The organism is Geothrix limicola, from assembly GCF_030268085.1.
In the GTDB taxonomy this organism is placed as follows: domain Bacteria; phylum Acidobacteriota; class Holophagae; order Holophagales; family Holophagaceae; genus Geothrix; species Geothrix limicola.
Genome location: NZ_BSDE01000003.1, coordinates 453,605 through 468,591, shown reverse-complemented (window position 1 = coordinate 468,591; position 14,987 = coordinate 453,605). Strand labels below are relative to the sequence as shown.

Annotated in this window: 6 protein-coding genes; 4 read left to right on the top strand and 2 right to left on the bottom strand. The window is 63.4% G+C overall.

Annotated elements, in window-relative coordinates; translation table 11 throughout:
• Positions 1–32: 32 nt before the first annotated feature.
• Both QSJ34_RS09970 and QSJ34_RS09965 read right to left on the bottom strand, forming a co-directional pair.
• Positions 33–1,778 carry an amylo-alpha-1,6-glucosidase gene (locus QSJ34_RS09970; RefSeq protein ID WP_285574559.1) on the bottom strand — a complete coding sequence of 582 codons (1,746 nt, stop codon included), beginning with the start codon at positions 1,776–1,778 and terminating at the stop codon, positions 33–35.
• A 46-nt stretch (positions 1,779–1,824) separates the two neighbouring features.
• Entirely contained in the window at positions 1,825–4,620 is a 2,796-nt protein-coding gene (locus QSJ34_RS09965; RefSeq protein ID WP_285574556.1) for a glycoside hydrolase family 2 protein, read from the bottom strand.
• A gap of 721 nt (positions 4,621–5,341) precedes the next feature.
• On the opposite strand from QSJ34_RS09965, the gene QSJ34_RS09960 reads away from it, so the two are divergent.
• The 4 genes from QSJ34_RS09960 to QSJ34_RS09945 all read left to right on the top strand — a co-directional run bounded on the left by QSJ34_RS09960 (position 5,342) and on the right by QSJ34_RS09945 (position 14,876).
• Positions 5,342–8,347 (top strand): TonB-dependent receptor, encoded by a 3,006-nt coding sequence (locus QSJ34_RS09960; RefSeq protein ID WP_285574553.1) that lies wholly within the window; start codon positions 5,342–5,344, stop codon positions 8,345–8,347.
• Positions 8,348–8,469: 122 nt separating this feature from the next.
• A complete protein-coding gene (locus QSJ34_RS09955; protein ID WP_285574552.1) occupies positions 8,470–9,936 on the top strand; it encodes an aminotransferase-like domain-containing protein in 1,467 nt (488 codons plus the stop codon).
• Positions 9,937–10,201: 265 nt separating this feature from the next.
• On the top strand, positions 10,202–13,303 hold the full coding sequence (locus QSJ34_RS09950; protein WP_285574549.1) for a serine/threonine-protein kinase: 3,102 nt from the start codon (positions 10,202–10,204) through the stop codon (positions 13,301–13,303).
• A gap of 70 nt (positions 13,304–13,373) precedes the next feature.
• On the top strand, positions 13,374–14,876 hold the full coding sequence (locus QSJ34_RS09945; RefSeq protein WP_309568727.1) for an aminotransferase-like domain-containing protein: 1,503 nt from the start codon (positions 13,374–13,376) through the stop codon (positions 14,874–14,876).
• Positions 14,877–14,987 lie beyond the last annotated feature (111 nt).

Genomic DNA, 14,987 nt, shown 5'->3' with positions numbered 1-14,987 from the left:
GACCTGGATGGGCGCCCCTGTTCGAGAAAGCCTCAACGCAGGTAGTCGTGGGCGAAGAGCAGGTCCACGGCCGCCGTCCAGGCGTAGCCCTTGCAACAAAGCGGCTGGCCCGTCAGCGCATCGTAGTTTTCGTAGTGCCCGCCGACGCGCTGGACCATGTCACTGAAGCGCCGGGCGATTTCGCGGGCCAGATCCTTCCGTCCCCCGCGCGCCAGACCGTCGACCAGGATGAAGGTCGTGGGCCCCCAGATGGGGCCGCGCCAATAGCCGTCCGGAGTGTAGGCGGGGCTGGTGGGCGCCTCCGTCGCCGGGCCGAAGGGCGTGAGGAAGCGGGCCTCCAGATCATCCGCCAGGCGATTGAATACCGCCTTGTCCAGGTGCTCGCCCAGGATCAGCGGCATGTAAGGCAGCAGACAGGCGGAATCCGTCTTGGCGGCGTGCGTCGCCTCCTCCCTCACGGTGAAGGACTGCCCGTTCCAGAGTTCCTTCATGAGCAGCTTCTGATGGGCGACGGCGCGAGTCTCCCAGCGCTTCGCCTCTTCGGCCTTGCCCAAGAGCCCGGCGATGTGGCCGAGGGCCTTCATCTGGAGCACCAGGTAGGCCTGCAGATCCGGGGATTCGTACTTGGCCTTGGGGTTTCCCAGGACGGTGGCATTGTCCCAACCGCTCTCCCAGCCGCTGTGCTCGCCACCGTAGGCCGGCAGGCCGTTCTGGTCGAGGTCCCGCTGGGCGAACCAGAACTCCGTCCACTTCACGAGGGGGCCGTAGACGCGCTCAAGCTGGGCCTGCGTGAAGGCGTGGCGCTTCATGAGTTGCATGAGCGTCCAGCCGTGAATGGGCGGCTTGGAAGCGCCCCGGTAGATCTCGTCGGGAAGCATGCGATCCGGCAATTGTCCCTTCGCATCCATGTTCGCGAAGGGAATCATGAACTCGTCCAGGGCCGCATCCAGGTCCGCCATGCCAAGGGCCTGGGCCACGAAACAGTGGTCCCAGGGCCACTCCGAATTCATGTGGGCCTTGGCCTCCAAGACCGCGGGCGTCACGAAGACATCATCCTTCGGCGCGTAGAGGCTCCAGAGGTTCCACCAGGCCGTCTCGGCCATGTGCGTGCGTTCCGGCGCCACGGCCGGCATCTTGGCCCGCCAGCTCTCCCAGCCCTTCTGGATCGCCGCCACGTCGTGATCCGGATCGACGGCGAGGGGCGCAGGTGCCTGGCCGCGAAAGAGGCGGAAAGCCACTCGAAGACGTCCATCCACGGCCCGCAGGACCCAACCCTTCCCCTCCCGCTCGGCTCGCCCCTGTTTCACTTCGATGCGACAGGTCCAACCTTCGGATTCGAAGGCGATCTGGCCGGGCGTCTCCATCCGCGAGGTTGCCAGGTCCAGGCCCTCCTTCACGGCACCGATTCGCAGGTCGAAGCCCCGCCCGTCCACCACGGTGTCCAAGGGGCCGACGAAGTAGGCCCGCGCCGAGGGCGCCCCTTCCCCACCGGCCCTGATCGAAAGCTCGCTCGCGCTCGCCGCGAAGGCCACCGGGCGCGCCTTCCCGCCCTGCAGAAAGGTCAGGTCCAGCCACTCACCCCGGGTGTTGTACATGCGGGCGAAGTAGTAGCGCAGCGTGGCCGCCTGCTCCGTGGGGTAGAGCGTCATCCAGGATTCACGGCGGCTGAAGTAGGTGTGGCGCAGATCCACGGAAAAGGGGTGGCGTGCCTCTTCGGCCTGCAGGGACAGGAGGCCCAGGAATCCGGCGAGAATGGCTGTGGTCTTCAAAGCGTTCATGGTGTCCTCATGGGATCAAGGTTGGGTCACGGAGGGATCCGGCGATCTAGCGCGCCAAGACGCAGGCGGCGCTGGCGTTCCAGGCCTCCAGCTGGAGATGGGGAACGGTCAGCGGCCCCGGCTTCAAGGGCGTCAGGCGGACCGTCAGGCGCCGCTCCTCGCCGGGGAGGAGGCTGAGGTGGTTGTCGCTGTAGGCGGCCCGGAAGGTCTCGTCCTCGCCGTCCAGGCGCAGCCTCGCATCGAAGAGCGGCCCCGATCCGGGGTTGCGCAGGGTGATGCGCCAGACCCTCGCCTCGCCCGGCAGGGCCTCCGCCCTCAGGTCGGGTTCGACCCTGGGCAGCTTCTGGCATTCGTCGAGGATGTTTGCGTAGTGGGCGAATCGGTTGAAGCCGCGGTCCTTCGCCTGCTCGGGCGTGGCCTGGATGGGCGTCGTCGTGCGGGCCGCCATGGGATAAAGCAGTTCGCTGATCAGGGTTCCCGCCGCGTCGCGCAGGCGCACGGCCAGCAGGAAGCTGCGGCCTTCCATGTTTTCAGGGATGCGCCAGGTGTGCGTCAGCACGGGGCGGGAGGCGTTGGCGCCCACGTCGCCGGAGCTCTCCTGACGGTCCAGCAGGTGGCCCTGCAGGTCCATGAGGATCGATTCCACCTTCAGGTGCGACTGAGGCAGATCGAGGTCATTCAGCAGGCTCAGCGCGGCCTTGAAGGTGGCGCCGGGCTTCCACAGGTAGGTTTCGAAATCCGCCGCCACGTGGAGGGGCCTGCAGGCGCGGCGGGCGGCGTAGTAGGCGGCCTTCGGCGTGCCGTACCAGTCCACGAGGGACCATGAAGCGCAGGGGTAGGCATCGTTGAACTGCCAGATGAGCACGCCGCTGTTCTGGAACTTCTTCGAGCGGCAGAACTCGATGTTGAAGCCGTCCGCCAGAGCCTGGGCCATCTGTGAGTGGCGGATGTACTCGGCGATGCCGCTCGCGGGACCGAACTCGTTGGCGTAGCGGTCCTGTTTGGGCAGGTGACTGAAGTTCACCTGGTAGGAGCCGCGGTATTCGAGCCACTGCGCGTCCACGGGCCAAAGCTTGTCATCGGGTGTGAACTTCCGGTAGTTCTCCAGCACGGGCAGCGCGTTCAAGCCCGCCTCGCTGCGGAAGGGCCGCACGCGGCGGTATTCCGTGTAGGGCGCGAAGCGATGCCAGACACCCCAGTAATGATCGTCGCCCATGTAGGGCGAGGCGCGGTGGAATTCGCGATCCGGATCCTCGGCCTTCACCACCTCGCCCAGGCGGTCGATGAGATCCTTCACGCCCTTGTCGTCGGGATCGAATTCATTGCCGCCGCAGTAGTAGGTGAGGCTCGGATGATTGCGGATGCGCCGCAGGGCCGCACGCGCCGCCTGGGTGAAGCGGTCCCGGTCGATCCCGGAGAAGTCGCTGCTGGACAGGAATTCGAACCAGTTGAGCAGGCCCTTCTCGTCGCAGAGTTCGTAGAAGTCCTCCGTTTCGAAGAGACCCCCGCCCCAGACGCGGAAGAGGTTGAAGTGCGCGTCCCTGGCCAGGTCCAGCAGGTGCGCGTAGCGCGCCCGGTCGAGGCGCAGCATCTGATCCGCGGGCACCCAGTTGCTGCCCTTGGCGAACATCTTCTTGCCGTTGATCTGGAAGGTCCACGGATAGGCCCCCACCACCTTGCCCAGGTGCTGCACGGCCACCAGGTCTGTCGAACTGGCGCCGGTCTGAACGCTGTCGGCCATGCTCTTCAGGAAGGCCTCGGTGTTCTCATTGGCCACGATCTTCAGCTCGCGGATGCCGAAGGAGGTGGTCGCCGATTCGCTGGGTCTTCCGCCGCACAGGACCTTCACCTCGCAGGTGTAGAGGTCCGGGTCGCCCATGCCGTTGGGCCACCAGAGGCGCGGCGCGATCAGATCCACCTCGAAGCGCGCCTGCACCGTGGCCCGGGGCGCCAGGCGCAGGGATTGCCGAAGGAAGCGCGATTCCCCATTGAAGGTCTTCGGCTTCAGGGTGGCGATGAGGGTGGCCTCCTGATCCTGGTCCGTCGTGTTGGTCGTCTCCACCTGGATGTCCAGGCGGGCGTCCGGGCGGGCGGGATCCCCCTTCAGCGTGCTGCGCACCGGAATGAGGGTACTGCGCGCCGGCATGAGGGTGCTTCGCACCCAGGGCCGCTCCACGCGCAGGGGCCCGCTCACGCGCAGGCGCACGGGGCGCCAGATGCCCGTGACCACCATGTGGGGCGCCCAGTCCCAGCAGTAGAGGCTTTGGCTGATAACGTGGCGCTGGGGGCGGTCCGGCTGCAGGTCGTACTGATAGCCGCGCACGAGGTTGCGCTGGGTCGCGTCCTCGGGGGCCTCCAGGCGCACGGCGAGGTAATTCTTTTCTCCATAGCGCAGGGCCTTCGAGACCGGGAAGGCGAAGGGGTTGAACATGCCTTCCATGCGGCCCAGGGGCTCGCCGTTGAGCCAGACCTCGCCGCGATAGACGATTCCGTCGAACACCACGTCGATGCTCTGGCCCCGCAGCGCCGCGGGCACCGTGAACGCCTTGAGGAACCACCACTCTTTCTCCTCGGTCCAGAGGCTCCCCTCGTTGTTCGTGCCCACGTAGGGATCCGGGATCTCTCCGGCCTTCAGCAGAGCCGCCCGCTCCGTCGTGGGCACCGTCACGTTCAGGAAGCCCGCCTGGGAGTGGCCCGGCCGCTGCACCCCCTTCTGGACGCCCATCCCCCGCGTGAAGTCCTTCATCTTCCAGGGGCCGTTGAGATCGATATCCGCCGCCCGGAGACTCCCCCAGGAAGTCAGGACGATCAACAGGCCCACCGACCAAGCACGAACGCGCACGGGATCCCCCAGGACATCTTCTGATATATCAGGTCGGAGCCCTCACGACGACTGATGTCGAAGTTCCCTTCGATGTCGTTCGATCGAATCTAGACTGTATTTTTAAATATCACGCAGCTTGCGAACCCAATTATTTTCCCGCATGCCGCTCCCCCTTCGAGTGGAATGCTGGAGAAACCTTCGGCAATCGAAATGAACCAACACAAAGGTTCCTGGCCTCTGCCTGTCCTTCCGCCCAGTACCGAAAAGCGACGGCCAGGCTCGTCCACTTCGAAGGACGCTTTGAGCATTCGGCGCGGCTGATTCGTCCGAAACGAGCGTTCATCGCACCAAGTCCACCAGGGGTGCAGCGGGCCTAGCGGTTCGTCGGTCTCCACCCCTGGCGCTCAGGTCCAGAATGGCTCCAGCCCGCTCAACCCGCCCATCGTGACTTGAATGAACCCCGACTCGAGAACCCTGCTCGACCGCGACGTTCAGAGGCGCCCGTTGAACCGGACCAGTGCCCTTTCTTACATCCGGACCATCCCCGCCTTGGAGGTTGAACTGAGAATTCCTGAATCGTTCTCTGAAACCCATCCCATTACGTCAGCACCGTTCCGCTTCTCGCCACGATGCCCACTCAAGGCTTCGTCCGAGAAGCCTCCCATCTTAAAGGAACCCATCCATGCGCCGAACTTTCCAACCCTTATCTACCTTGGCCGTCCTTCTCGTCGGTGGGCAGATGCTCATGGGGCAGAGCCTGCAAACGGGGGCCCTGATCGGCGTCGTGAAGGGCGCCGATGGCCAGCCCATGGCGGAGGTCCAGGTCCGGGCCACATCGGGCCAGGTCGGTCGCACGGTGACCACCAATGGCAAAGGCGAATTCCGTCTGCCTCTGATGAACCCGGGCGCCTGGACCCTGACCGTGGTCCGCCAGGGCTTTCAGACCAGCACAGCCAAAACCACGGTCAACGTCAATGAAACCCTGACCATCAATTTCCAGTTACGTCCCGTGGCCGAGGTCACGGTGGTCGTCGTGGGACAGGCTGGGGATTTGGACGTGACAACCACCCAGACCGCCACCAACCTCACGGCGGAGACCCTCTCCAAGATCCCTTCGAACATGACCAGCCTCAATGCACTGGACGGCATCATGACGACCGTTCCCGGTGTCCAGAGCGCCGGGAACAACGTGTACTACATCGGCGGCGCCACCCACGATCAGAACCTGTTCGTGGTGGACGGCAACATCACCAACCAGACCCGCACCAATCAGGGGAGCGGCGGAACCGCCTTGCCCAGGGGTTTCACCACGAGCACGCTCGCCGTTTCGCTTCAGCCACCGAAAGAGTTCATGGAGAACGTGGAGGTTGTCACGGGCGCCTTTGGCGCCGAGTACAACGTGCTGGGTGGTGCCATCAACGTCCTGACCAAGTCCGGCACCAACAATTGGTCCGGCAGCGCCTTCTACGCGACGAACTTCCCCAACTCCATCGCCAAGCCCAAATGGCAGGCCAACGCCCGCCCGTTCCCGGATACCGAGCCCCTCCCCGTGGACAAGTACCACCGTTACGGAGCCACGGTGAGTGGCCCCCTCGTGAAGGACAAGCTCTTCTTCTTCCTCGGCTACCAGGGATTCAAGGACAAGCTGCCCCCGAGCACGAACGGAGGCACCAACTGGAACGGGCTGGCCTCGACGAACCGAACCACGGATGGTCCCGATCTCGTTTCACTCAAGATGAACTGGTTCCTCACCCAGGACCACCAGCTCGTGCTCTCGGCGACCCGCGCCCACACGGAGCAGAACGACGGACATCAGTACCCCGCCGCCAGCAGCTGGTCGGCCGGAACCCTCGATTACGGCACCAACCACACGGCCACCAGTCAGACCGTCAACCTCACCTGGAACTGGCTGGTCTCTCCCGAGCTTTTCCTCGTGACGAGCCTCGGGAAATACACCAGCCCCAGCCGGGTCACACCCAATGGGGCCGCGCCCGGCGCAGCCACGTATTCGGTGAGTGACAGCCGCTACTGGATCGACGGGCCCGGCCGGACCGCCGCGAACATCCCCAGCACCCCCGAAATCTGGACGTACATCACGGGCACGGGCACCAACGGCGGCCAGTACTCCGACAATCCCAATACGCAGTTCCGGGTCGATCTCACGTGGTCCCACGGCACCCACCAGGTGAAGGCCGGCTACATGCAGCAGGATGCCAGGACGGAGGACCGTTCTCCCGCTTCCCTGTCGACCTCCATTCGCAATGCCGTCAACGGGGACACCTACAGCCCGTATGGGGATTACCGGGTGCTGGACCAGTCCTGGTACGGGCCCACGAATTCAGTCATCAAGGGCTACTTCAAGAGCTACTACTTGAAGGATCTTTGGGAAGTCGTGCCCGGCGTGCGGGTGGACGCCGGCGTGCGGTACGACCCCTCCCGCATGGTGGGCGGATCCGGGTCCTTCGATGGCGTGGAACTATCCAAGTACGCCAATTTCGGCCGACAGCTCCAGCCGCGCATCGGCGTCACGTGGGATCCGAACAACGATGGCAAGACCAAGATCTACGCCCACTGGGGCCGCTTCTTCGAAACCCTGCCGATGAACTCCGTCAGCTGGGCCAAGGCTTCCACGTCGTCCCAGAGCGGCTGGGCTGCGGGTCACTGGACGTACAACCAGGACTACAGCAACGGCCAGAGCCCCTACACGATCCTGACCAACCCGGCCACCGGCCAGCCCTACGCACCGGACTACGTTCAAGCTTCCGGGACCGTTGGCAAGCCCCTGCCCCATGCCTCAGACATCCGTCTCCCCCACAAGGACACGCTCACCCTGGGCGGCGACTGGACCCTTCCCAAGGGCTGGAGTGCCGGAACCACCTGGAAGTACTGGACCATGAAGGACGTGCTGGATGACAGCTACTTCCTGAACGACGACGGCACGAGAGCCTTTCCGGTCCTAGCCAATACGAAGGTCACGTGGAACCCCCGCTCCGGGAATGTGGATTTCTACGACCAGAACGGGGTGCTCCATACCTGGAACAGCCCCTATCCGAATCCTGTGGACAAGTTCGTCAGCCTCAACCTGCACGCCCGACACCAGGGGGAGAATCACTTCCTGTCCGTGGACTACACCTGGACCCACCACTACGGCAATTACCGGGGATCGGGCATGAACATGGTGGCCGCCAATACCGGCAGCAACACCGCCATGGGCGTCAATTCGAACGCCACCTCAGAATTCGACTGGAACAAGACCATTCAATCGGGCAACTACGAAGGCAGCCCGGTCCACGAACTGAAGGTCGTGGGCAACTACACCCTCTCCCTGTGGGGCCAGAAGGTGGACCTGGGCCCCACGCTCACCTGGCACTCAGGGTATGGCCTCACCTCAGGACAGTCGCTGGGCAGCCTGTACCTTGCCAACATGGCCGCCTGGTTCACCCACGGCCTGAATCCCTTCCTGAGCGCGAACGCAAGCAATCAGCGCGATGACATGGGCCATACGCCCTCCACCCTCAACGTGGACCTGAACCTGAGCAGCGCCCTTAAGGTGGGCCGCCGCGTGACTGTCACGCCCAGCTGCAGCATCACGAACCTCTTCAACACCCGGCCCATCACCGGCTACTTCACCCAGAGGGCGACGGGGTACTTCATGAACGTCGCACAGCCCGATCCCAACTTCGGACTGCCGCGGTACTGGGTGGATGGGCGCGCCGTCACCGCGGGCGTGTCCGTGACTTTCTAGTCGCTTCTGTTCGTGTCATCGCACCCCGGGGCGGCCCATCTGCCCCGGGGTGCGACGTGCATGGAACAGCCACGGATCCGGGGACTGACAACAGCGCCAGTTCTATTTGAAAGGCATCAAGCATGACCAACGCCTTGAGCAATTCGATGCTCGAACCTGAGATGGCGAGCCCTCTGTACATCCAGCTCCGGAGGCGAATCCGCACACTGATCCAACAGGGGCTGTGGAAGCCCGAAAGCCAGCTTCCCACGGTGTCGGAACTGGCCCGCCATCACGGCGTCAACCGACTCACGGTGTTGAAGGCCTTGGCAGGTTTGAAGCATGCAGGATGGGTTCAGACCTTCAATGGGCGAGGAACCTTCGTCGCTTCGAAACTGCCCGAATTCCAGGGCGGGAAAACGGCCAACCACCACCCCTTTGAAGGGTCATCCGCGACCGTCCGCAAAGGGGCTGTCGGCTCGTGGATTTGCGAGACTCTGGAGCAGCCACAGGATTGCGAATTATTGAATTTCTCGGCCGAAACCGCCCCCCCCGACCTGCTTCCGCATGACGCACTCCGGAGCATGACAAGGCAGGCCCTCCGGGAACTGGGACCCGAACTTTGGCAATATTCCGAACCCGCTGGCTTTGCGCCCTACCTTGAGGCCGTCGGCCGATGGTTGGCCAGCCAAGGAGAGCCGGTTGAAGAGGGTTGGGGAATTCGGGCGATCCCCGGTGCCCAAGCAGGATTGGCTCTGACCCTGGAAACCTTCACGGTCCCCGGGGACCGCGTGCTGGTCGAAAGCCCAGGTCAGGCGGGTCTCCTGGCACTGGTTCGGGCCCTTGGACGGGAAGCCGTCCCCATGCCTTTGGATCAACATGGCGTAGATCCCGATCGCCTCGAGTCCATTTTGAAATACGTCGATGCAAAGGTTCTATTCACGGTACCGACATTCCAAAACCCCACCGGAACGATCCAGCCCAGGGGGCGGCGAGAACGCATCCTCGCCTTGACAAGGGCCCGTGGCGTCCTCGTCGTTGAGGACTCCACCTATGCGGACCTTCGCTTTTCAGGCCTTCACCATCCGTCCAATCGGCAACTGGATGGTTCGGATCACGTCATCCAATTGGGCAGTTTCTCAAAATCCTTGGCCGCTGGATTGCGGCTTGGCTACCTGATCGCAAAGGAGCCCCTTCTCCGTCGAATGGCGCCCATTCAGGAATCGCAGGCCATCGCATTGGCGCCCCTCACGCAAGCCGTCGTGGCACGGTTTCTTGATTCCGGCGGCTTCCGCCGTCATGTGGGTCGGTTGCGCCGCACGATCAAGGCTCGCAAAGAGGCCATGATCGAAGCCGTCGTCACGCACTTTCCACCCGACACCCAGATCTCCGAACCCAAGGGAGGGCTGCACCTTTGGGTCGTTCTCCCGGAGGATTGTTCTGCTGTCGATCTGCAGGCCAAAGCCCTCAAGCGCGGCATCAGCTTCGCACCTGGGCCGCTATTCTTCCCCGATGGCCGCGGAACCAACTGCCTTCGGCTGAATGTCTCTACGTGCGATCCGGCGACCACTCGCCGGGCGATCGAACACTTGGGTCGCTTGATTCGTTGAACCTGGATTCCGCAATGCCTGATCTCAAGCAATCGGATATTCACGCATCGCTGCGCCAGGGGCCGCCCCCTGGAACGACATGGAGTATCCTTCCATCGTGTTCTCCCAAGACCTAGAATCCAGGATTCTCCAGGAGGCCCAGGCTCGTGGTCTCGTGCAGGATGTGAAGCCAAATGAGACGCCTCGGGGCGAAGCACAAAGCACTGCGATCCCAGGAACCAGCCTCTGGGGAGACCGGCTGCTTTCGCTCGTGGGCACGAGGCGGTTGACCGAAGAAAACCTGAGGTCCCTCGCCTGGGATGCCATCGGCGGCGAGGTCGGATCCTGGGTCGACCCGCTCTTTCAAGGCCCCACACCCGTTGGTGATCTGCCGGGCCTGGGGGACCGCTACCGGGACCTCGTGCTCATTGGTGAAGGGGCCACGGCGCAGGTGTTCAAGGCCATGGACACGCTGCTGCAACGCCAGGTCGCCCTCAAGGTTCTCAAGGACAAAGATGCCACAGCGCTCGCGGAGGCGCGCGCCCAGGCGCAGGTGGAGCATCCAAATGTTTGCCGGATCTACGAGGTCGGGCAGAACTTCATCGTCATGCAGCTGATGGAGGGGGCCACCCTGGCCCGGCTGGCCCCGACCCTGGACCTGACGTCGAAGCTGCGGCTCATGCGGGACATCGCCCAGGGGATTCACGCGGCCCACCAGCGGGGTCTGGTTCATTTGGATTTAAAGCTCAACAACATCCTGATGCAGGCCGCTGCGGACGGAACCTACCAACCGGTGGTGGGCGACTTCGGAATGGTCCTGTCGCACGCCGCAGAGCGTTTCGATTCATGTCCCATGGGGACACCCCCCTACACAAGCCCTGAGCAACTCGCAGGGGATGTTTCCCGCTTGGGTCCTCACACGGACGTCTATTCGCTCGGCGTCATGCTGTACGTTCTGATCGCCGGATGCATTCCGTTCGATGCCATGGATTTCAAGCGCCTGCTCGAATGCATCTCCCAAGAAGATCCTGTTCCCCTTCGACAGCGCGTGCCGAACGTCCCGAGAGATCTGGAGGCCGTCGTTCGCCGCTGCATGCAGAAGAACCCCGATGCACGCTACGGCTCTGCAAGGGAACTGGCCCTGGAGCTGGATCGGTTCCTTGCCGGTGAGGCGTTATCGGTCATGGGTTCCTCCTGGCTCTATCGGACAGGGAAGTGGATCCGCCGGCACCGTCGGATGGGGTGGGCGATTGGTCTGGGGTTGACGGCGCTCCTGGTCAGTTCCGGGTTCGGAATTCAGTATTCCCGGTACGTCTATCAACGGGCGGAATGGGACCACCACTTCCAGAAGCTCCTTGGAGATATGCGCAGCCTGCTGGACCACGCCTATCGACTTCCGGCCCATGACATCGAGCCTGAACTGGTCCAGGCCAGAACGATCCTCAAGACCATTGAAACGGAAATGAAGAGCAATGGTCGCGCTTCCAAGGGGCCAGGGTACCTGGCCCTAGGTCAGGCCATGCTGCTCCTGAATCCCCAGGATCCCGCTGCCGCACGCCAATTCCAGACCGCATGGGACCTGGGATTCCAGACGGAAGGCGCACGCACCTGGCTGGCGTTCTCCCTTCTGGGGGCCTTCCGGAAAGCACAGACCGATGCCTGGACGGTGCAGGACAAAGTGGCCGCAGAACGCATTCGAGACACCGCGCGGCAACAGTATCTGGAGCCTGCACGCCGAATGCTGCAGGGCCGCAGAGATTCGGACCAGGCTCGCCTTTCTCACCTGGCGGAACAGGCTGAGGTTTGGGCCCGAGAGAACCCTGATCCCGATCGGGCCATTGCGCTCGCCAGAATGTATCGCGCCCGTTTTCCTGACGATCTCGACGGATGGTTGGAAGAAGTGGATGCCCTCACTCAAAAGGCGAATCAACTATGGAGGCGCTCCGCCGATGCCTCACCTGCGTGGCCGCCCCCATGTGATACGGAAGTAGGCCCGCTTCGGGAAAGGATCGGACACCTTTTAGAGCAGGCGCTTCGGATTGCCCCGAGTCATCCCGGAATCTACATGCGGCTGGCTCGGGCCAGCCTCATTCAGATCCGCCTTCCGACCGAATCCCTCTTGGATCGTGAGGCCGTGCTGGAGCAGGCTCGAAGGTGGCTCGACCAGGGGCGGAGGGTTTCGGCCCAGAATCTAAGTCTCAACGCGGTATATGCGGGCTATCTCTGCGGGGAGGCTCTGGATTTCAGATTGAGCCGCGGGTTAAGCCGGGAGCCGATTGAACGGGAATTCCGCGCATTCATGCGCGACAGTTTCGCCACAGGAAACGGCGAGCTGGTGGATCAACTTCTGTTCTCGATCCTCAACTACACCCAAACCTGCGAGTGGCATGGACAGGCTTCCCTTGAGTTCGAGAACGAGGCACTGCACCTGTTGAAGGAGCATCCAAGAGAAGGATCTCTGCAGCTTTCAGCCTTGCGCATCCTTCCTGTTTTTTTGTTGAAGGCTGGGCAGTTCGCCCTCGAGCTGGGTGGTGACCCCACGCCATATCTGGCGTTTGCGGGCGAATCCGGCGATTCGGGGGCGGGGGACCGCGCCGACGTGCAGCTTCTTCAAATGAATCTGCTTCAGGCGGATTACCTGAACACGATCGGTGCCGATGCCTCTGGCCCGCTTCGGCTGGCAGAACACATCTGGCAGGAACGCGCGCGTGCCTCTTCCGAGCATCAAACCGAACTTGAATTGAGGTTGCTTCAGGCTAAGGTCTTCGGGCGGACCGAAGACTGGGAGGCACTTGACGCTCTCCTGACTGGGATGAGGTCTGATCAAGGACAGCGACCCAGTTCGCAAGGGCTTGATTTGCTCACGAAAGGAAGCCTTCTCCTCGCCCGGCATAAACATGACGTGGGAGAAGACGCCGTTCCGCTGCTCCGGCTCACGCGAGGGTCCCTGGAAGCGGCCATGCGGAAAGCATCCGCCCCGGCACTCCTCAACCTGAGGCTGCGCATGGCGGAACTCTGCTTGATCGAGAGCCGGGTCACCGAAGGGGCCGCGGAACCTCTCCGCAAGGGCCTGGAGGAGACGGATCAGATCCTGCAAGTCATCCGTCCAGGCAGCCAGGACAGGGCGGCCCGTGCCATCCGCACCCAGGCCAATTTCCAGGGCTTGGAGGGGCTGCCACACCTGGGGCGGGTGCTCGCCATGCGGGGAGAATTGCTCCTCGCTTTGGCCCGGGTGGAAGCTCCAGAAAAGAGGCGCCGTTGGGCGTTGCAGGCCCAGGAGGCCTTCGTGGACGCCATTCATCGGAATGGGAACCTGCGGAACCCTTTGGCCCCGTTCATCCAGGACGCCCACAGGCTTGCCACCCAGCCCGCCCTGAGAGGAGGATGAACCGGACCACCCATCGTTTCTGTTCCCGGACCACTGGCGGTGCTGACTCACGGCGATCCTGAATGATTGGATGAATGGCTCTCCAAGCCCGAATTTCCTGGTTCACATGCGCGCACGCGACCTGCTTCTCACCCTGGATGATTCCCCGGAACTTTCGTTGGGGCAGCGAATCGTGAACGCGCTGCACCGGGCGATCCTGGAGGGCCGTCTGACACCCGGCACGGCTCTACCTGGCTCACGTGTCCTGGCGGATCGGCTGGGAGTCCACCGGCAGACCGTGGTTTCTGCGCTCCAGGACTTGGAAGCGCAAGGTTGGCTGGTGACGCTCCCCAACCGCGGGACGTTCGTGGCGGAAGAACTCCCCTCACAGGCCAAGCGTTCCAGGGTTGCGGAACCAACGCAGGGCTCGACCTCGGTCGGCTTCGATCTCCCCAGCCTGCTGCAGCCCGTATCCACCCATCCATCTGGGGCCCTGCTCCTCGCCGATGGTGCCGCCGATCCGCGCCTGGCGCCGGCGGTCGAATTATCGAGGGGATATCAAAGGGCCATGCTTCGCCATGGATCCAAGCTGCTCCAGGATCGGGATCCCCTCGGCACGCCCCTCTTGCGCGAGACCCTGGCTGCCTGGATCTCAGAGCGCCACGGCATCCGCGTGGAGCCGGAGCGGATTCTCATTACGCGGGGCAGCCGGGGGGCCCTGAACCTCGTGGCGCATTCCCTGTTCCGGCCGAACGATCTCGCGGCGGTGGAGAACCCCGGAAATCGAGGGGCCTGGGATATCTTCCAGCGGGATGCTCGGTTGGGCCTCAGGCCGGTCCCCATCGATCAGGAGGGTATGGATCCCATCGCACTGGAAGAGCTGCTGACGCGGGAGCGGATCCGGCTCCTCTTCCTCATGGCCCGCAGGCAGTTCCCTACGGGGGCGAGTCTTTCGCGGAAGCGAGGGGCTGCGATCCTGAGCCTGGCTCAAAAATACCGCCTTGCCGTGGTCGAGGATGATTACGACGGCGAGTTCACCTACACGGATCAGCGCCCGGAACCCTTGCTGGCCCAGGACACCACGGGACAGGTTCTCCATATCGGATCCCTCTCCCGCCTGCTGGCGCCTGGCCTTCGATTGGGCTACATGGTGTTCCCGGCCGCACTCTCGCCCATTCTGGCTCGCGTGAGGCGCAACCTCGACGAGCATGGCGATCCCGTGCTCGAGTGGGCACTGGCCGACCTCATCCGGGATGGGGAGCTCGCGCGGCACCTTCGAAAGACACGAAAGATCTACATGTCACGGCGGGATCACCTGGTGGCGCTCCTCCGAGACAGATTGGGCGACCACCTGGACGTCGATGTTCCCGAAGGAGGCATGGGGCTCTGGATCCACGTGCGACCAGGAATAGATCCCGACGCATGGATTCGCTCCGCCCGCGCCCATGGGCTTGTGCTCAATTCACCTTCCCACTTCTTCCTCGGAACCCCCGAGCCGGCCTTCCGCATGGGATTCGCCCAGGCAAACGAAGGCGAGCTTCAGGACGCTGTCGAACGATTGGCAAGGGCGCTGACGGCGATTCAGGGCAGCTGAAGGATGCCCTACCGGCCCGGTTTGCATTGTTCAAACCGGACCAAGGGTGTGGGCGTGAAAAGGACCAGGATGAGAGCCTCTCGATCCCTTTGAGGGCCCATCTTCTGGAGA

Bases quoted from the DNA above. Each gene is read 5' to 3' on its own strand.
- QSJ34_RS09960 (WP_285574553.1), top strand. From the start codon at position 5,342: ATGCTCATGGGGCAGAGCCTGCAAACGGGGGCCCTGATCGGCGTCGTG.
- QSJ34_RS09945 (WP_309568727.1), top strand. From the start codon at position 13,374: ATGAATGGCTCTCCAAGCCCGAATTTCCTGGTTCACATGCGCGCACGC.
- QSJ34_RS09970 (WP_285574559.1), bottom strand. From the start codon at position 1,778: ATGAACGCTTTGAAGACCACAGCCATTCTCGCCGGATTCCTGGGCCTC.
- QSJ34_RS09955 (WP_285574552.1), top strand. From the start codon at position 8,470: ATGACCAACGCCTTGAGCAATTCGATGCTCGAACCTGAGATGGCGAGC.